The 19,570-nt window shown below is 33.1% G+C and carries 17 protein-coding genes and 1 riboswitch; all 17 genes read right to left on the reverse strand.

The window, feature by feature from the left end; all coding sequences use genetic code 11:
- Positions 1–10 precede the first annotated feature (10 nt).
- The gene (gene cbiQ / locus CLJU_RS14110; protein ID WP_041705151.1) at positions 11–790 is read right to left on the reverse strand and encodes a cobalt ECF transporter T component CbiQ; all 780 of its coding nucleotides are present in this window, start codon (positions 788–790) and stop codon (positions 11–13) included.
- 247 nt (positions 791–1,037) lie between these two features.
- Positions 1,038–1,212: riboswitch (cobalamin riboswitch) on the reverse strand.
- A 177-nt stretch (positions 1,213–1,389) separates the two neighbouring features.
- Positions 1,390–2,901 (reverse strand): cell wall-binding repeat-containing protein, encoded by a 1,512-nt coding sequence (locus tag CLJU_RS21755; RefSeq protein ID WP_013239499.1) that lies wholly within the window; start codon positions 2,899–2,901, stop codon positions 1,390–1,392.
- A 115-nt stretch (positions 2,902–3,016) separates the two neighbouring features.
- Complete coding sequence (locus tag CLJU_RS14120; RefSeq protein WP_013239500.1) at positions 3,017–3,307, reverse strand: DUF503 domain-containing protein; 291 nt, start codon at positions 3,305–3,307, stop codon at positions 3,017–3,019.
- Between the two features lie 131 nt (positions 3,308–3,438).
- Positions 3,439–3,705, reverse strand: coding sequence for a hypothetical protein (locus CLJU_RS14125; protein ID WP_013239501.1), 267 nt, complete (start codon positions 3,703–3,705; stop codon positions 3,439–3,441).
- A gap of 35 nt (positions 3,706–3,740) precedes the next feature.
- Complete coding sequence (locus CLJU_RS14130) at positions 3,741–4,154, reverse strand: cytochrome b5 domain-containing protein (protein WP_013239502.1); 414 nt, start codon at positions 4,152–4,154, stop codon at positions 3,741–3,743.
- Entirely contained in the window at positions 4,155–4,619 is a 465-nt protein-coding gene (locus tag CLJU_RS14135; protein ID WP_013239503.1) for a hydrogenase maturation protease, read from the reverse strand. It abuts the gene before it with no gap.
- A complete protein-coding gene (locus CLJU_RS14140) occupies positions 4,616–6,001 on the reverse strand; it encodes a nickel-dependent hydrogenase large subunit (protein ID WP_013239504.1) in 1,386 nt (461 codons plus the stop codon). Before CLJU_RS14140 ends, CLJU_RS14135 begins: the two co-directional genes overlap by 4 nt.
- Before the next feature lie 13 nt (positions 6,002–6,014).
- On the reverse strand, positions 6,015–6,896 hold the full coding sequence (locus CLJU_RS14145; RefSeq protein WP_013239505.1) for a hydrogenase small subunit: 882 nt from the start codon (positions 6,894–6,896) through the stop codon (positions 6,015–6,017).
- Between the two features lie 160 nt (positions 6,897–7,056).
- Entirely contained in the window at positions 7,057–7,974 is a 918-nt protein-coding gene (locus CLJU_RS14150) for an alpha/beta hydrolase (RefSeq protein ID WP_013239506.1), read from the reverse strand.
- Positions 7,975–8,143: 169 nt separating this feature from the next.
- Positions 8,144–9,115, reverse strand: a complete 972-nt coding sequence (locus tag CLJU_RS14155) for an alpha/beta hydrolase (protein ID WP_013239507.1) — start codon at positions 9,113–9,115, stop codon at positions 8,144–8,146.
- A 315-nt stretch (positions 9,116–9,430) separates the two neighbouring features.
- Complete coding sequence (locus CLJU_RS14160) at positions 9,431–10,741, reverse strand: MFS transporter (RefSeq protein ID WP_013239508.1); 1,311 nt, start codon at positions 10,739–10,741, stop codon at positions 9,431–9,433.
- A 341-nt stretch (positions 10,742–11,082) separates the two neighbouring features.
- On the reverse strand, positions 11,083–12,282 hold the full coding sequence (locus CLJU_RS14165) for an MFS transporter (RefSeq protein WP_013239509.1): 1,200 nt from the start codon (positions 12,280–12,282) through the stop codon (positions 11,083–11,085).
- Between the two features lie 244 nt (positions 12,283–12,526).
- Positions 12,527–14,449, reverse strand: a complete 1,923-nt coding sequence (locus CLJU_RS14170; protein ID WP_013239510.1) for an oxidoreductase — start codon at positions 14,447–14,449, stop codon at positions 12,527–12,529.
- A 42-nt stretch (positions 14,450–14,491) separates the two neighbouring features.
- Positions 14,492–15,364, reverse strand: coding sequence for a sugar phosphate isomerase/epimerase family protein (locus CLJU_RS14175; protein WP_013239511.1), 873 nt, complete (start codon positions 15,362–15,364; stop codon positions 14,492–14,494).
- Between the two features lie 61 nt (positions 15,365–15,425).
- Positions 15,426–17,423, reverse strand: a complete 1,998-nt coding sequence (locus CLJU_RS14180) for an oxidoreductase (protein WP_013239512.1) — start codon at positions 17,421–17,423, stop codon at positions 15,426–15,428.
- Between the two features lie 217 nt (positions 17,424–17,640).
- Positions 17,641–18,516: a shikimate dehydrogenase gene (locus CLJU_RS14185; RefSeq protein ID WP_013239513.1), complete on the reverse strand. Its 876-nt coding sequence runs from the start codon at positions 18,514–18,516 to the stop codon at positions 17,641–17,643.
- 46 nt (positions 18,517–18,562) lie between these two features.
- Entirely contained in the window at positions 18,563–19,330 is a 768-nt protein-coding gene (aroD, locus tag CLJU_RS14190; RefSeq protein WP_013239514.1) for a type I 3-dehydroquinate dehydratase, read from the reverse strand.
- Positions 19,331–19,570: the final 240 nt, after the last annotated feature.

A 19,570-nucleotide genomic window follows, 5' to 3' on the forward strand; every position in this document is an offset into this window, starting at 1 on the left:
ACATTCTCCTTTAAATCAATACATTTGCAATAATTAGAACAACCAATAAAATCACACCTACTACACCAAGTTCAAAATCCTTAGAAGGTACTGGATATGTAAAAAATTTAGCTTCTATACTATCTTCATTATATCCCCTTGACAGCATGGCATTATAAACTCTTATACTTCGATCTAAAGATTGTATTATAACATAGACTGCTATTTCTGCAGTATCTTTAACCTGATGAAACCAACTAGCCTTATATCCCATACGACTCAACTGAGCGTGTCTCATACTTTTTCCCGTCTCTTCTATAATAAATATATACCTATACATCATATCTGCCAAGTCTACTATTATAGATGGCATTTTAAATATTCTAAGAGTTTCGAGTATTTCAATCATAGGCGTACAAAAAGATAGTACACAAGCTAAGGTAACAGCTGCCATTATTCTAAGCATAAGTAAAATTCCAAGATCAAGTCCTTCTTTATAAATATTTAAATGATAACTTCCAAATGGGATATAGGTTAAAACATGACTACCATTAGTAAAAAGCATACTTATAAATACAATCCACGCTATTCCAAAAGGTATAAGTAATCTTTTTACAAGCCTTTTCCATGGCAAATGTACTGTATAATACCCAAATAAAGATAGTCCCCATAAAAAAGTTACCAAATACCAATGCGAAAGGAAAGTAGCAATGATAATACCACTTAAAAACAAAACCGTTTTGACTCTCCCATCTAAACAATGTAAAAAACTATTTTTATCATACATTTTTCTAAATGAAGCTAGTTCCATAATTTTATTCTTCCCCTTTGATTTTAATTTGCTGAACATCTTTCCCCAGTAATATCCAACTATCAATTCTGCACAAAATTAGTCACAAAAGCACCTACTTATTCATCACCTTACATGACGTCCAATTTTTAATAATCTTTTCGTAAACGATTTTACCCTTCCTAGAAACCTAGGAAGGGTAAATTATAATAACTGAAATAATATACTATAACAAAGGTCACCCCCCTATCACTCGTAGAGTTTAATGGTTCCTAAAACAACATAGGCAGGTCTTCTGACTTAAGATCATCATCCCTATAGCCTTCCCAGTTTCCCAGTGACATATAATAAGGACTCCTCTTTTCACAGCGGCGGGACCGTGCAGACTTTCCATCTGGCTTCCCTTTTCAGCATAATAATGCACCTATATCTTTTTTATATTTTTTTGTCAATAGTTGCTTTTCTAATTATGATATATAACTATTTAAGGCAATTTTCTCACAATATTTCTTTCATGTCAAGCATGCGACTTAATTAGTTGCAATTGGTGATTTGGAAATTAATTATTGTAAAAACTATCCGAAGTATAAGTCGATTTTTTACTTAGAAACACCATGAACCTAGTTTTCATACATAAAATAAGCAATAGCATCTTTTAATGATGTAGCAAAATCTACATTTCTCTTATGATAAGCATTTCCTCCATACTCATTTCCTTGATTATCACATATATAAGCATAATCATAACTTTTTGGATCACACCACTTCATAAAAGTATAGGTATGGCTTGGACCATTCGTTGTAAAACATATATCTCCAGGTCGAAGTTGTGCTAAATCCTCGCACTTAGTCCACCCTCTTTGTAAAAGTTGTGATGTAAATTGTACAGTATTACATACCCACTCTGGCAAATCAGTAAGCCCTGATCTTCTCAAAGCTTCACTTTGAAAATATACACAGTTATTGCTTGTGTCACCACCGTGAAGTTCAATAGCTCTACTTAAAACTGATTGTCTATGATCTTCATCACTAAGATAATTATAAAGATTTTTCTGCAATTCAGAATGGGAAGCAGAAGTATCTGTTGGTGTAGTTGGCTCAGATGATGGGTCAGCTGGTGCTGGCTGCGGCTGCGGTTGTGGCTCAGGTGATGGTTGAGGCTTATCTGACGTTTTGCCATTTGTCAAAGTTGCCACTATGTCTCCAGTTATCCCAGCTTCACCACCAAATACATATAACTTACTAAAGCTTTTATTTTCTATAAAACATTGTGTTACAGGAGCTGTACTGCTTCCTACCAAAACTATTGGATTTGAATTTAATGCAGCAAAAGCTGATCCGCTTAGTGCATCTGCAAAGTCTTCTGAATAAGCCAGACAAATCGAACTAAAATCAAATTTATCAGAAAAAGCATTTATTATATTTATATTTCTTTCATATTTATCGCTGCCAGAAATCCTCTTAACATTTGGGAACTTAGATGACACAGCATCACTTATTATGTCTTGTCCACCTAATACATAAGTTACCGGTATATTTTTATTTTCTACCAATTGACTTACTGAATCTGGTACTGAATCCTTTGGTACTAATATAATTGGCATTTGCAATTTTGCAGCTATAGAAGCTATAGAAAGTGCATCAGTATAATCACTATCTGTAGTTAAGATTATTCCATTAGATGTCCCTATTTGATTTGCCACTGATACGGAGGTCTCAGTTCTGTTAAGTCCAGAAAATCTTTCAGTTGATATATTCATCCCATGAAGCTCATCCTCAACTTCATTGCTTATAACTCCAGTACCTCCTACAATAAAAACTTGTTTAACACTTAATCTCTTTATTTGCTCAATTGTAGTATTCTCTAATCTATCACTGCCATTTAAAAGTATTGGTGCATTATATTTTTTAGCTAAAGTTGCCGCACTTAAGGCATCTGGAAAGTTATATCCATTCACAATAACTGCATAGTTGGAACTCTTCCAACCCTGATTTACTATTTGTGAACAGGTTCCATATCTATCTTGTCCACCTAATCTTATAGATTCCGGTGAAGCAGCACTAGCTCTCACTCCAAAAAATATAAATACAAACATAAAAACAGAAAGTAAACTAATTAATTTTTTTCTCATATGTACACCCCTTATTATTTAAGTAATTGACTTTCACACCTATTTTATCCTGTAGCTGTATCTTAAAGTTATCACAATTGTAAAATAGTTGTAACTTTTTTATTTAAACACTGCTTTACATACCTTCAACATCTTCTTTTTGAATATCTATTATTTCCGCGTCAGTATTGTTTTCTACAAAAGTTATGATATTTTCCATTGTCGAATCTACTTGTGCAGAAGTTCCACATATTCCTGCAGCTCCTATAACTATCATTTGATGAACATCCTGTTCATCAACTTCTGCCACAGATACGTTAAACTTATTTTTTAACTTTTGAACTATGCTTTTTACTACCATTCTTTTTTCTTTCAATGAATGAACCCAGGACGCTCTCAAGGTAATTTTCATAAGCAATATTTTCATATGTTTCACCATCTTTTCATTATAAGTATAATTTGCTTTATGTTTTCCTGTCAACTTTTGATTATAAAAATAGTTTTACGGTAGCACAAATAACCTCTTCAATTATGCCATCCAAATTGCTAATATCATTTCTACTTTTCATCTTCATATTGGTAACCTTCTATATTTTTAATTATTGCCATTTGATTAGGCAAATTTTCAATTTCAATTTTAACTTCTGTTGATTCATCAGTTATGTCTTCATTATAGTTTCTCAAATAATCATAAAGATTATTTTCATTAACATGACTGTAACTATTTACAGCTATAACTACTTTACCTATCTTTAAAATCTTATTTGAACTGCAGCATTCACTTAAAGTCCTAGATATTTTACTCAATAAAATCATATCATGCATTTATTATTTACCCCTTTTTCAAAACTAATTTGTTATTAAATTTTTAACTCTCCCACTTTAGGTAGACCATTTAATATCTTTGTTTCTCCACTGTGACATGCCTTAAATTGTAAAGTTAAATCTTTTCCAGCATACAGACTAAAATGCGTCCCTCCACCCCATACAGGAGACAAACTCACATCATACACTATTCCATTTACAGCAACATACGCCGGAGAGCCACCAGCACCATTGTATTTTGAAAGTTCTTCCAAAGTAAATTGTTTTTCCTGTCTTACTATATCTTTGTTCATTGTATTCATTAGTTTTTCTAATTCCCCTATTTGAATATTCATGAGATGTCTATAATGGCTTTTTATAAAAGGACATACAGCAAACATACTATTTCTTTTATAAAAAGTAATTTTTCTCCTAATTATCTTCAGCCTTTTCATTAAATAAAAATCCAACTATTTTTCCTCCCATGCTCTATCATTCAATCTCAGAAAAATATTTTTCAATACATCTTTTGAAATAGACTTAAGCTTATTCTGTAAATTATGGCTAAGTCCCAATTTAAAGCTTATACTAGCTGCTTCAATTTCAATAATAAATCCAGTTAAGGATTTGTAATAAACTCCTATCAAATCTATGAAACTATAGCTATGCTGAGTATAATATTTCTTTTTACACTTATAATCTTGTAAGCTGGCAACTGTTATCGTACCTGGAACTTTTCCATTATAAGAAGCATCTATTATAAATATAAAATCACCATCTTTTACTTGGGAAATGCAATATTCCACATCTGTCTCTCCACTTATAGATTCAACATTGTTATGCGTAAGCTCCTCCTTTATATTTTCCAGTATTCTAATTCCAATGCCATCATCCTCCATCAATATGTTTCCTAGAGCAATAACTTTTGCTTTCATACTATAACCTGTACATCCACTGGTTCATATTTATCACTTACAAGATGCGTTGCACAGGAAACACAAGGATCAAAAGATCTCATAATTCTCCCAACTTCTATAGGCTGCTTTATATCTTTTATTTTCGTTCCAACTAAAGATTTTTCTCCAATTCCAAGCGCACCTGATTGATTTCTTGGCCCCATATTCCACACTGTAGGAGTTATAATATTGTAATGCTTTATAAATTTATCTTCTATACTTATCCAGTGTCCCAAGGATCCTCTAGTTGTGTCAATTAATCCTGCACCAAATGCTTTATCTGGTATTTGATATATTCTTTGTTCTGCTGGAATAAGCTTAATTCTATCTGCAAGTCCTTGCATAATTTCTAAAATCTTTTTTGTTTCAAGTACTCTGGCAACATTTCTGTCCATACATGAACTTCCACCAGTATACTCACCTGAAAGTATCAATCTTGCTAGAGGTCCTACTTCCATAGAATATCCATTATAGGTTGGCGATTTTATAAAGCTGTAACCTGTTTCTTTAGATAAATTTATCGTTTCATCATCGCTTGTATACCAGGTGTGGAGTATGTTTTCCGTAATTTTATTACTATTGAAATTATACTTTCGTCCATTTATTAATACAGAAGGTCCTACATAACTTATCTCAGGATCAGCATACTTGTCAAAAATTCCATAAGTCATAAAGTTTCCATAAGCTCCTCCCATTTTAAAATAATCAGCATAGTATTTTGAAATTATGTTCATGTCCTCTAACATAACACTACTTACAAATTTATTAATTTGAGAAATAATAGATTTAACTTTTGTGAGTTTATATGGATCTATATTTATGGTAACTCCTCCAACAAAAATTCCATGATTATGGGGGGCTTTTCCTCCAAGGATAGCCAACCCTTCATGGGCTAACCTGCTGTATTTAATACTTTCAATATAATCTTCACTTATCTTTTTATTTAGGTTATAAGGCAATCTATAATCTTCATATTGATTTGAAGAAAGAGGATTTATATCGGGCATCTTCACATAACTTGGTATGGTCAAATTATAAAAATGTCTTATATGATTTTGTATAAATTCAAAACCATGTATTAAATTACGCATATACGAATCATTTACACTAATTTTTATCTTCAAAGCATCTTCAAGAGCTGTAGCAGCCGCCACGGCATGAGCTGTTGAACATATTCCACAAATTCTTTCTGTAAAATATACTGCATCCAGCGGCTCTCTGTTCTTTAACATTTTTTCAAATCCTCTAAAAAGCAATCCACTAGTTTCAGCATCTACTATAATATTTTTTTCTACTTGCACTTTAGTTTCCAAAAAACCGCTTATTCTCGTAATTGGATCAATTGTAATTTTCTTTTTCATAGCACCCTCCTCACTAATACCTTACAAATGGTTCCATACCATCTGGAAATCTAGAATTTGCACATCCTATACAGTTGGTATTGTCTTCAACAGGCCAGTTCACGTACCCATTCCACTTTCTCCTAGGACAATCTGTTTTAGTTACAGGCCCCCTGCATCCAAGTTTAAACATGCATCCATTTTCTCCAAATTTTTTTGCAAAAATTCTGTTATCAAAAAATCCTCTTCTTGTACAACTATCATGAATGGTAATTCCATAAAAAAGAAGAGGTCTTCCTTCTTTATCCAATTGTGGTTTTCCAAAAGCAACCAAGTGTGCTAAAGTTCCAACTACCCAATCCGGGTGGCATGGACAGCCTGGAAGTCTTATGACTTCACGATTTAGTATTTCTTTAACACTTTTGCTTTCTGAAGGGTTTGGCCTGGCGGCAGAAATTCCACCATAGGATGCACAAGTTCCTACACAGAGAACATGCTTTGCTTTTTCTCCTGCCATTTTTACAGCTTCAAGTGCAGTAACAGGGTTTCCTTCATAATTGGCAACAATATTATAAAAACCGTTCTGGGCAGTAGATACTGCTCCATCTACTAATAGTATAAATTCAGTATTCAATGTATCTAAGAATTGTTTAAAGGCATACTCCCCTTCTGAAGTCATTAGAGTATTGTTGTATTTTAAATTAATGAGTTTTTCCAAAATATAATCGAGTCCAGGATTTTCACTATTTAAAAAAGAAATGATATTTCCTGAACATCCTGTTACTTCAAGCCATATAGCATTTAATTTTTTCGTCTTTCTCCTTTCAATTAAATCTATAGCTTCACTAGTAAAAGCCTTTGAACTGCGTTCCTTATCTACGATTAAAGGACATATAACCTTGCTTCGAGCATTCATTTACCTATCACACTACCTTTTAATTTTCTATATTATTTATATAGTTAAAAAGCAATGGATATAACTTGTATTTACACAAAAAAGATAAAACTACCTTATTTTTTAAAGTAGTTTTATCTTTTAAATCATTTCTAAATATACTTTTCTTAAGCTTGTATACTTATAGCATATTAAATTCACGTCTAAGGGAATTATACATACCTTCCCTTATCCACAATGTCAAATTAGCAGGTACCATATCAAAACCATGACAAACACGTGGCAGGCTATATAATTCTGTAGGTACTGCAAACTCCATCAATCTTCTAGCATAATCTATCCCTTCATCACGAAGTGGATCATATTCCAATGTAACAACAAATGTAGCTGGCAAACCAGATAAATCTCTTGCTAAAGCAGGAACTGCATAATATGGAGGTTGAGTTCCATTAAATCCATGATCACCAAGATATAATTTCCATACATCAGATAAACCATTACCTTTAACCATAGGTACATCATCAAACATTTGCGCAGCTGACATTGTATTAGCTAAATAATCAACAGTAGGAAAATTTAAAATTTGCATACAAACTTTAGGACCATTATGATCACGCAAATACAAGCATAATCCTGCTGCAATTGCGCCACCTGCACTCGTTCCAAATACTGCAATTCTTTCAGGATCTATACCAAATTCATCTGGATGGTCATGTGCATAAGTTAATGCAGCAAGACAATCCTTGAGTTGTGCAGGATAAGGATGTTTAGGCGCCAATCTGTAGTCTACGGAAATAACAGTGCAGGGAACATTTTTTACAAAACTTATATCACGTACATTGTCATTGTCAATATTTCCAGCTACAAATCCTCCTCCACGTATGCCTAAAATCAATGGAGCCTTAGAACTTCCCTTTTTTCTATAAACCCTTATTGACACATCAGGTTCACCATCTATGCCAGGAACTTTTGAATCATATATTTCAATATCATCTGGTATATCACAATGCTTAAATGGTTCAATCAATTTATTTGCCTCTTTTACATCAGATGGAAGATTTTCTAGCACCTCATATCCAGGATGTAATTTTACTTTCATTATATGTCACTCCTTAAATAATAACTTTCCAATATTTATCCGATCGCTACCATTGCTAATACCCACATCTTCTTCAAAGTGGGGAATAAACACTGCTATGCGCCTGGATAAGTTCTTCTAAGGTTCAGATGGAGAAAAAGTATTCCTTATAAGCAAACTCCACCTGAACCTAAGAATCACTTGATTTAATCATTGGTATCTTAGGAATTGGACCATATGTCCTATCTTTAACTCCCATAATATATTTATCCATAAACCTAAGAACTTTGTACATATTTTCATCAGTTCTAAAGGCATTATCACCATGACCAGCCCCTTCAAGCAAATCAATGTGTACATTTTCATCTCCACAAATCTTTATATACTTATTAAAGAACTCTATTGCTTGAAGATATGGTACTACTTTATCAGATGTACCCTGTTGAATTAACATTGGGGGCATATTCTTTCTCATCTGATAAATTGGAGATGCTGAAATATATTTATCTTTGTTTTCTTCCATGCTGCATCCCATTAGACGATCTGCAACACCATCATCTTGACACTTATAGGTTTCTCCTTCTCTAACAAGCTGTCTTTTATGATTTTCTGTATTAACAAAATCAAAAACTCCAAACCATGTTGCTACAGCTTGTACATCACTAGAATATTCTGAATTACCCATTGATAAATCTTCATACTCAGGGCGTCCATTTGTGACCCCCAGCATCGCAGCAAGATGACCTCCTGCTGAACTGCCTAACACTGCAATCTTATCTGTTTTTATATTATACTTAGCAGCATTTGCTCTTAAAAACCTTACAGCTGCCTTACAATCATATATTTGTGAAGGCCACTTTGCATCACCACTTAATCTGTAATTAATAGTTGCAACAGCATATCCTTCAAAAGCTAACTGAATTGCTGACCTTGTATGCACATTTCTCTTATCTCCAAAGAACCATGCACCTCCATGAATATTAATAACTACTGGAAATGGCCCTTCTCCTTCATTTGGAATAATTATATCCATTTTCTGATGTTTACTTTCATTGGCATATGGAATATCTAAGTAAGTTTTTTTAAAAACCTTTTCTACATCTAACATTATTAATGCCTCATTTGATACTTCCACGCCAATTCCATCATTATTATTCAACATAACAATCTCCTCCTAATTGTAGTAATATTTTTATTGTATACTTATCGCAGCAAATAAACAGAGTTCTTTGTTTCAGGTGGAGTTTTTTCTCCATCTGAAACTTAGAAATCGTTATCCAGGGGCGTAGCAACCGTTATCCCCCACTTTATAAGAAAAGCAGATATCCCAAATCTTTGATTTGGTGATAGTCGCTTTCGCTGTGTGCGATGGGGGTATTACGGATGGTAGCCATCGGATAAATATTACAAAATATAATCGTCGCTTAATAATTAAAGCTTGGCAACAAATTACAAACGTTATCATTAAGCTTTATACTTATTTAGATTCTGAAGAACCTGCTACCATATTTTTCGGTAGCATTAGGGTAGACAACCCTCCTATTACAAGCATAGCTGTTAAAAAGTACATTCCAGCACTTGATGATCCAGTTAGTGTAATAAAATAACCTACTGCATATGGTCCAACAAATGAACCTAACCCCATAGCAGCAGCCATCAAACCTCTTGTTGGTCCATCAAGCTCTTTTACCAATACAAGAGATGGTATTGAATAGTAACTCGGCATATGCCCCTGTACAAATATACTGACAAGACATAATAATCCAATTTTAATTACTGGGTTTAGTCCTAATGGCAAACTCGCTATTACCAAAAATACAGCAAACATAATAAGTGGTAAACCTGTAGTAAGTCTCCTGCTCTTTATCTTAGTTGCAAGATAAGTCCACAGCCAAAGCCCAATTACCGTAAATATGTTTGGTACTATGGATATAAAACCTACATTTAAAATATTGGTTTTTGTAATAGCTTTAATCATAGTAGGCATCCAAATTGTATATCCAAATTGGCCAATATTTACAGTAAAACCTACAATACATAAACACCATACATATTTGTTACGCAGTAGAAGCCCTAAAGGCAACTTTTCACTTTTTACTTCAACATCCCCTGCTACTTTTTTAGCCTCTTCACGTTCTTGCTGTATAGTTGTTTCTATGTAATCTCTTTCTTCTTTACTCAACCATTTTGCCTGTTCAGGTCTGTCAAATATAAGAAATTGCCATAAAACAAAACCTACTAAACTTAATACACCAAGTATGATAAATAAATTTCTCCATCCATAAAATTGTATGAGAGCTCCTCCAATAGGTCCCATAGAAACTGCTGCTATTGAAATAGCTGTAAAATAAGTTGAATTTGCCCTATTTCGTTCCCCATGTTTATCTGGAAACCAAAATGTAAATATAGTAGTTATTGCTGGAGAGAATGCACCTTCAAAAAATCCAATAATAAATCTAACTACCACTAGCTGCCATCCATTTTGAACGAATGCAGTAAGTATAGTAAATACACTCCATCCAACAATACAAAATGAAACAAATTTTTTAACTTTTCCTTTTTGAGCCATCTGCCCCGCTGGTACAGAAAGAAACAATATGCCGATTGAAAATACCCCTGCTACTAAACCTGCCATTGTAGAATTTAACGCAAGCCCTTTCTGAAGACCTCCTGGCAACGCTATGCTTATAATATTTCGGTCTATAAAATAGAAAAAAGTTGTAATAAAACATACTGGCATAATATACAGCCATCTTGCTCCAGGTATTTTTTTTGTTGAAGTTTCCATTGATATATTCCTCCTTTATAAAAAATTATTTAATTTAACTATTGATTTAACATAATTTTAAAATTAATATACAGTCTGTACCAATAACCATAATACTCACTTAACATCCAAACATTTAAAAAACCATGTAAACCACCTTTCTTTAGTTGTTTTTCTCTAAACTATTAGTGTCATATTATCGCATTGTTATTCCTCCATCCTTCATTAAATTTATTTAAATTAATTTTAACTTTCGCAATTAAAGTTTTAAAAATTTTCAAACAATTATTTTTTTAAATAAATGTGATTTAATTTCATGTATTATAATAACTGTAATTGAACTTATTTATTAGACTCTATTCCTATTGTTCTATTGCATATTTTGCATATTGCCTATTTACAAATACTGAAAGTAAGACTCCTATAATAGTGATTACAGCATTGAATAATACAACATATTTTGGCCCATTTGCGCCACCTGATTTTGTTATAACACTTGCAATATTTAAAATAACATAGTTTGCTATACTAGATGCAATCATGACTATAGAAGTAATCTTACCTTTATTTGCTGGGAACATTGCATTTGCTGTAGATGTGACCAACTGAAGCACTCCACCTGCTGCTGTAAATCCAATTACAAATCCACCTATTAAACAAATAGTTGGTGTCTGTATAAAATATATAATTATAAGCATAATTGTAGAAATTAAAGGATATAGAACAAGTACCCTAACTGGTTTAAGAAATCCTTTTACAAGAGCTGCTGTTATTAATACAGCAAGCATTGATCCTACTGCATAGTATGATTGAATTTGTCCCAGGTTAGCAAGTCCATATAACTTTCCTAATTCTTGGTTGCAATTTAACCATAACTGGAATGTAGAAGTGCATGTAAAACCTATACAAATTAATGCAATACTAGTCACTGTAAATTTCATCCTTTTTTCTTTAGGTTTACCCTTGGCATTATTATTCATTGGTGGGAAAGGCATAGTTGCAATCAAAATACCATCTATAACAAGTAAAATAGCCGTTACAATAAAGATTGTTTTATACGACATATGGCTTGCTGAAACAAAACCTATCCCAAATGGAAGCAAAAGTTGTCCTAATGATATAGAAAACTTTGTAAACATATTGGCAGCATCACCTGAATCTACAAAAATCTCCAAACATGATGGAGTGATACATGTATCCAAAAACGAGTTAGCTGCACCACCGATTAGTGCAAATATATACGCAACATACATATTTGGTGCTATTATAATACCTACAAAATATGCGATATAAAAAACTATACCAATTAATCCAGAGACCCTTCTTCCAAGCTTGTCCGAAACAGGTCCAGCAAAAGGATATCCAATAAGACGTCCTAATCCAAGTGCGGCAATAACAGCAAGTACTACACTTACATCAAAAGTACCATTAGCTAATGTTTTCGCACCCCATACACCCGCAAAGTTTTGCTTGTACTGTCCTAAAATTGATACTCCAATACCATGTATAAAATAGGCTAAATATAATGCCAAAGCCGTCGGATAATATTTTTTATTATTCATTTACTTTCTCCTTTCATTCTCTCAAGGAAAGGTTATTTCTTAATGTATTCATCTATTTAATGCATATAAATCTATCATCTTGGTAATTTTTACTTTATTGTTAATTTCTTAACCTTTTACCTCTAATAGTTAGGTTGGACACAAAATCCAACCCAACTTAAAGCCTTTACGAAAAAATTTAAGTGCATATATTAAAAAACTATTTAAAATATAAGCCTCCTAAAACTGCTTCAACCTTCTGTTATCATATTTTAAGTGCTACATCTAATGCTTCTCTTGTTGCATCTATTGCTCTACGTGCTCTTGTTGCATCACCAACAACATAAGTTTCTTTTATAACTTTTTTAACTTCTTCACTTAATGGATCATAGTTACGTGATCCCATAGCAAGAACAACAGAGTCAAATCCTTCTAACTTGTATTCATTATTATCTGCTAGTGTGTATGAAACTCCACCTTTAAAAAACTTTGCAACTTTAGCTCCAGTAACAGTCCTAATTTTGTATTTATCAAAGTCCTTCATCAAAAATTTACGGTGCTCTGAAATTACATCAGCTCCAACTTCATCACGAAGCTCAATAACAGTAACATCGTGGCCTAATTCAGCTAAGAAATCAGCAACTTCACATCCAACCATTCCACCACCTACAACAAGAACATTTTTGCCACAGGAATCTTTTCCGTCAAGAAGGTTAACTGCATGAATTAATCCAGATTCATTAATTCCTGGTATAGGTAATATAAGTGGTGTTGCTCCGGTAGCTAGAACTACTGCATCCGGTTTCTCTTCAGTTATAAGTTCAGGAGTTACTTTTGTATTTAAACGAACTTTTACACCATACTTTTTACATTTAGTAATATAACTGCGTATTAAATTTGTAATATCGCCTTTTCCTGGAGGATAAGCTGCTAAACGCATTTGTCCTCCAAGTGTGTCAGTTGCTTCAAATAATGTTACATCATGTCCTCTATTAGCAGATATCCATGCTGCAAGCATACCGCCAACTCCACCGCCCACAACTACTACTTTTTTACTAGTATCTGCTTTCTTAAGTTCAGCTTCTCTTCCAAGCAGCGGATTAACAAGACAAGTTATTGGCTTTCCTTGATACATGTTACAAACACATCCTTGAAGGCAAGCAATACATGGACTTAATTCATCCAAACGTCCAGCTGCAGCTTTATTAGGTGTTTCTGGATCAGCTAGACTCTGACGTCCAAATGCTACCAAATCACATCTTCCTTCACGAACTAATAATTCTGCATAATATGGTTCTGTAAAACGTCCTACAGCAATAACAGGAATATTTACCGCTTTTTTAATTTCTGTAACTAATTCGGCATTAAATCCTCCATGTACAAGCGTAGGTGCCCACATATACTCATCATGAAGATGTATCGCACGTGAAACATTTATAGCATCTGCTCCACATTCCTCTAAATAAGCAGCAACTGCTGCACTGTCGTGAACATCTAACCCTCCATCCATCTCATCTGAACTGTTTATACGACAAATAATTGCCATAGAATGTCCAACTTTTTTAAGTATATTTTCAATAATAAGACGGGATAACCTCATTCTATTTTGAAAACATCCGCCAAACTCATCCACACGCTTATTTGTTCTTGGAGAAATAAAACTGCTAACCAAATAGCCGTGTGCACAGTGTACTTCAACTGCATCAGCTCCTGCTTTTTTTGCACGTACTGCTGCATCTCCATATATCTCTATTAATTCATAAATTTCTTTGTTTGTCATAGCTATAGGTATATCACGACCTACTGCTGCTGGAATTGCAGAGGCAGCTTTTAAAGGATACCCAGCAGCTTTTGCATTTCCTTCAGCTCCAGCATGTTGAAGTTGAATAGATATCTTTGCACCAGCCTCATGACATGCATCTATAACACGTTTAAAGCTTTCTATAGTACTATCATCATATAAGCAGGGTTTACGAATTCCCCCCTTAGCTTTCTTATCAACAACAGTAGCCTCAAAAGTAATTAATCCAAAACCGCCGCAAGCACGAGCACTATAATATGCCAAAGACTTATCACTCATAGACCCATCTGTATTTGCAAAATTATTTCCCATAGGCGAAACTACAAAACGATTTGGAACTGTTATAGGACCAATTTTTATTGGTGTAAACATAGATTTAAATATCATAAGATAAATCATCCTTTCACTTTTTAAGATTGATTGCACTTACTATTTTGTCTTTGGAGAAAGCTCCGGCCAAGCTTTGTCAAGCACTTTTTTAGCATTGTCATATGTAAATTTAGCTGCCTCAGCAACACCTTTTGATAAAATAGCATCGCTTATTACTTCAACACCAATACATACAGGTTTGATTCCCTTTTCTTTGATCATACGAACAAAGCCTTCTGTTGCATTAATTCCAGTACCTGGTGCAAGTCTGTCATGCATTGATTCATCTCTTAATATGGATTTTGCATAAGGTCTTTCATAAACATCATTAATCTGTATAGATACAATCTTATCAGCTGGAATACCTTCTAATAATTCAATATCATTTTCTTGATTTGCTCTTACCCAATGCCATGTATCCAAGATAAGTTTGGCATTATCACAACCAGCGCCTTTAACTACTTCCCAACCTTTTTTGATATCTGGAATACCACTGTATGGCATAGGCTCAACACCAATAATATATTTGCCTGCTCTTTGACATAATTCTCTTAACTTCTGTGCGGTATGTTCTACACTATAAGTTTCCATTAAACCAATGTTTATATGTTGAACACCAAATAATTCACACATATGGAAACATATTTGCTCTTTGTATTTTTGCTCATAAGAACGATTATCTTCAGCCCAAAGTGTAATATATTCAACTTCAGTAACCTTCATATCATATTTTTTGAGAATACACAAAATATCAGAATCAAATAAACCTTCGTTTAACGCATCCACATATGTTTCGGCACGAAGACCTATTCCGTCATAACCCGCTTCTTTTGCAGCTTTAACTCTTTCTTCAAATTTACATTGATCACCTAATGTCCATGAACTTACTGTGATGGGTGGCTTGCAAGTACTTTTCTTGCATTCATTAGTCATGATACATTCCTCTTTCCATCAAAAATTTTGTTATTAAATATGCTCAATTATCATAAAACCTTTACAGTACACCTATTTTTTCTAATGCGAGAATAACATCTCTTCCTTCTCTAACGCCATCAATTATTTTTCTTGCTCTAACACTATCACCTATATTTACTACTTCAACATTCTTCTCTCCAAAGTACTCTTGAATTTCTTTTAATCCTTCAATTTGTGATCTCATTCCAAGACATACGAAACCATAATCAAAATTCATTGTTACTTCTTTTTCATCTTTTTTAACCTTGAAGTTATCTTCATTTACTTCCACAAGAGCTGTACTTGTATTTACATCAACATCATATTTTTTCAGCATTTCCTTTACAGCTGATTTTGATACTACATCTAAATCTTTGCCAAGCATAGGAAGCATTTCAACTATTGAAGTCTTTGCTTTTCTTTCTGAGAAAAATTCTATAACATCTAAGCCTACAGCTCCACCACCTATAACAACCACTTTTTTACCTGTAAGATCCATTTTTTCAAATTCACTAATTTTACTAAATACACCAAAAATTGAATCTACTTTTCCTCCTTCTTTACCTATATTTTCTTCAAGCCCTTTTATTGGAGGAAGTAATGGTTTTGATCCAGTTGCATTTACTATTAAATCCGGATTAAGATTTTCTATTTTCTTAATATCAGCTTTGGTATTTGTAAATATTGTTAGGTTATTTAAGTTTTCAGCTCTTTTTATTAGATAACTAGGAAAATAACCTATTCTGTACTTAGCTGGGAATTTTGATATTTCTCTTGCAAGTCCACCTACATATGATTTCTTTTCAAATAAAAATGTGCTGCACCCTAATTCTGCTGCTGTGCAAGCTGCCTCAAGTCCAGCAGTTCCACCACCTATAACAACTACATTCGTCTGTTTTGTAACTTTTCTTTTTTTATAAGTATCCTCATATATAATGTCCGGATTAACTGTACATCTTATTGGCTTGTTTAAACCTATTCTATGTCCTGCACATCCAACATTACATGATATACACTTTCTAAGCATGTCTTCTTGTCCATTTTTAACTTTTGATACCCATTTAGGTTCAGCAATTAATCCACGACCTATTGCTATTAAATCTGCTTCTCCATCAGCTAGTATTTTTTCAGCTACTTTTGGATCTCTTATGTTCCCTACTGTTATTGTTGGTTTATGGAACTTATCTCTTACAGCTTTAGACATATATGAACGCCATCCATCTTTAAGATCTGCCTTGTCTATCTGATATTGTATTGAATCATTTAAAGCTGCAGATACATCAAATATATCAGCTTCATCATTTAAGTATTCTAATATTTTTAATGTATCTTCTAGAGTATTACCACCCTCTAAAAATTCATCTGCACTAAATCTCAATAATATTGGAAATTTAGGACCTACTGCTTTTCTCACACTATCAATTACCATTCTTCCAAATCTTGTCCTATTTTCAACGCTCCCTCCAAATTCATCGGTACGTTTATTATAGAGAGGAGATAAAAATTGACTTATCAAATATGAATGACCTGCATGTATTTCTACCGCATCAAATCCAGCTATTTGAACTCTCTTTGCTGCATCACCATACTTTTGGACTATATCTAATATTTCATCTTTTTCAAGTGGTCTTGGAACAGCTCCTCCAGTTTTAGAAGGTATATTTGAAGAAGAAACCGGCTGACAACCTATTCTAGATGGAACTGCTGATGCACCTGAATGGTTGATTTGTACTGCAGCATTTGCACCGTATCTGTGTAATCTTTCAGTTAATTTATACAGTCCAGGCATATAACTATCCTGATCTATTCTAAGTTGTGTTGTTCCATTTGAACCTAGTGGGAAATCAACAGCTACATTCTCTATAATTATTAATCCTGTTTCACCCTTAGCTCTTTGCTCATAATATTTAATATGTTCTTCATTGATTTCTCCATCTTCTGCTGCATAATTTGTACCCATTGGCGGCATAACTATTCTATTTTTTAATATCATATTTTTCACTTTTAGTGAACTAAAAATATTTTTATATTTTGTCATTTTCTATTCCTCCATTTTCCTATATTCTACCTTGCTTTTAGCAAATATGATAAAAGTATATGCTAAAAAAAATCTGATGCTTTCAAGTGCACACAAAAAAACATATTCAGTTAAAATACAGAATTTTCCGAAACTTATCTTTAAAAAACAACATAGCAAGGGTAAGGAGCTTAAAGCTCAATACCTCTCGCAAAAATACTAAAATACAATTTCTATTTTAATATTCAATGTCTAATACTTTCTTCATGTGTTCAATAGGCATATCTTTTCCCGTCCACAATTTGAAAGCTGCTGCTCCCTGGAACAACATCATTCCTAGTCCATTCATTGTCTTCTTACATCCCACTTCTTTTGCCATTTTTAGAAGTACTGTTTCTCTTGGTGCATAAACAGTATCTGTTACAATTAAATCTGGCCTCAAAAAGCTTTTATCTGGAATATATGTCTTACCCTCTAAAGGTTTCATTCCTACTCCTGTTGCATTAGCAAACAAGTAGCTATCTGCTATTTCTTCCTTTAATTTATCAAGATCAGCCAAATCATATAATTTAGCTTTGCATTTAGTTCTTTCATTTATATCTTTTACTGTCTTCTTTGCTCTTTCAAAAAATTTGTCCTTATTATTGAATATTGATATCTCTGCTACTCCATCTAGTGCTGCTTGTACTTCAATTGCTGTAGCAGCTCCACCAGCACCTACTATTGTCATTTTCTTTCCTATTACATCTATATCATTATCCTTTAATGATTGCATATATCCAATACCATCTGTAACATGTCCAGTTAAAACACCATTATCATTTACAATTGTATTTACTGACCCACAAAGTTCTGCTGCCTCTGACAATTTATCTAGATATTTATGTACTACTGTTTTATTAGGCATTGATACATTTGCTCCTCGTACTTTCATTGCTCTAAAACCCTTTATTGTATCTTCAAGTTCTTCATTTCCAACTTCAAATGCAAGATAAGCATAGTCAAGTCCTAATTTTGCAAATGCCTCATTGTGCATTGCTGGTGAACTTGAATGTCTTATGGGATATGCAATCAATCCTATAAGTTCTGTATGTCCTGTAATTCTTTCTGTCATAATAACCTCTCCCATTCACATTATATTTATTTTTACTTATATTCTACTATTTAGTTGCTGTTATAAGTTTAAGTAATTTATCTAATTCATTTGCTTGTAATTGCCCTGGTGCTGATGCTGCTTTAGCTGAACCAAAAGTAAGTGCTGAGCCAAAAGTTTCACCTGCTAAACGGCTTATAACTCCAAGAGGTCCCATTGACATAGTAATAACTGGAGTTTGGTCGTGATCACGCCTCATTTCATTAGTTGCACTTAAAAGCTCAAGTACATCATCAGGAGTTGAAGGCATAACTGCTATCTTGGGTATATCTGCTCCTAGCTGCTGCATCTTACACAATCTAGATACTATTTCTCGTTTTGATGGAGTCTTATGAAAATCATGATTTGACATAATTACTTTTACTCCATTTTCATGTGCCGTATCAACAATTTCTTTTACTATTTTGCTATTACTAATAAATAATTCAACATCAATTAAATCTGCATTCTTAGTCGCCGCAATTGCCTTATTGAGCTCAACATAATATTCTGGCGTAATTTCTTTTTCTCCACCTTCCTTTGCAGTTCTAAAAGTTACCAATAGTGGAATGTCACCTAATTGAACTCTAATCTTAGTTAAAATTTCTTTTACCTTCTCAATGTCTTCTACATCCTTGTAGTAATCAATTCTCCATTCCACAAGATCAAGGTTAATTGTCTTTAAGTATTTTACATCATCCTCTAACTCTTCATTAGTTCTTCCCATAAAAGGTACTGCAATTTTAGGAATTCCTTCTCCTAATTTTACATTTTTAACTTTTACTATACTTTTCATATTTTCATTCCTTCCGATTTTATAGTAATCGTTATCGTAACTCATAAAAAAATTAAACGTCAATCTTTTTTATTTTTTAACTAAATTTATAATTTAATAAAAGTAATTTTTTAATTCACAAAAATCGTATTATTTTTAACAACATAATAGTTATTTTTTTAACATTTCTTAGTTACATTATAATTCATTATCTTCCATAATTCTAATACATCTTTTTATGATTATTGATAGTTTTTTTCT

The organism is Clostridium ljungdahlii DSM 13528 (assembly GCF_000143685.1).
GTDB lineage: Bacteria > Bacillota > Clostridia > Clostridiales > Clostridiaceae > Clostridium_B > Clostridium_B ljungdahlii.

Excerpts from the sequence above, each read along its gene's own strand:
- cbiQ (WP_041705151.1), bottom strand. The coding sequence starts at position 790 with ATGGAACTAGCTTCATTTAGAAAAATGTATGATAAAAATAGTTTTTTA.
- CLJU_RS21755 (WP_013239499.1), bottom strand. The coding sequence starts at position 2,901 with ATGAGAAAAAAATTAATTAGTTTACTTTCTGTTTTTATGTTTGTATTT.
- CLJU_RS14120 (WP_013239500.1), bottom strand. The coding sequence starts at position 3,307 with ATGAAAATATTGCTTATGAAAATTACCTTGAGAGCGTCCTGGGTTCAT.
- CLJU_RS14125 (WP_013239501.1), bottom strand. The coding sequence starts at position 3,705 with ATGCATGATATGATTTTATTGAGTAAAATATCTAGGACTTTAAGTGAA.
- CLJU_RS14135 (WP_013239503.1), bottom strand. The coding sequence starts at position 4,619 with ATGAAAGCAAAAGTTATTGCTCTAGGAAACATATTGATGGAGGATGAT.
- CLJU_RS14140 (WP_013239504.1), bottom strand. The coding sequence starts at position 6,001 with ATGAAAAAGAAAATTACAATTGATCCAATTACGAGAATAAGCGGTTTT.
- CLJU_RS14145 (WP_013239505.1), bottom strand. The coding sequence starts at position 6,896 with ATGAATGCTCGAAGCAAGGTTATATGTCCTTTAATCGTAGATAAGGAA.
- CLJU_RS14150 (WP_013239506.1), bottom strand. The coding sequence starts at position 7,974 with ATGAAAGTAAAATTACATCCTGGATATGAGGTGCTAGAAAATCTTCCA.
- CLJU_RS14155 (WP_013239507.1), bottom strand. The coding sequence starts at position 9,115 with ATGTTGAATAATAATGATGGAATTGGCGTGGAAGTATCAAATGAGGCA.
- CLJU_RS14160 (WP_013239508.1), bottom strand. The coding sequence starts at position 10,741 with ATGGAAACTTCAACAAAAAAAATACCTGGAGCAAGATGGCTGTATATT.
- CLJU_RS14165 (WP_013239509.1), bottom strand. The coding sequence starts at position 12,282 with ATGAATAATAAAAAATATTATCCGACGGCTTTGGCATTATATTTAGCC.
- CLJU_RS14170 (WP_013239510.1), bottom strand. The coding sequence starts at position 14,449 with ATGATATTTAAATCTATGTTTACACCAATAAAAATTGGTCCTATAACA.
- CLJU_RS14175 (WP_013239511.1), bottom strand. The coding sequence starts at position 15,364 with ATGACTAATGAATGCAAGAAAAGTACTTGCAAGCCACCCATCACAGTA.
- CLJU_RS14180 (WP_013239512.1), bottom strand. The coding sequence starts at position 17,423 with ATGACAAAATATAAAAATATTTTTAGTTCACTAAAAGTGAAAAATATG.
- CLJU_RS14185 (WP_013239513.1), bottom strand. The coding sequence starts at position 18,516 with ATGACAGAAAGAATTACAGGACATACAGAACTTATAGGATTGATTGCA.
- aroD (WP_013239514.1), bottom strand. The coding sequence starts at position 19,330 with ATGAAAAGTATAGTAAAAGTTAAAAATGTAAAATTAGGAGAAGGAATT.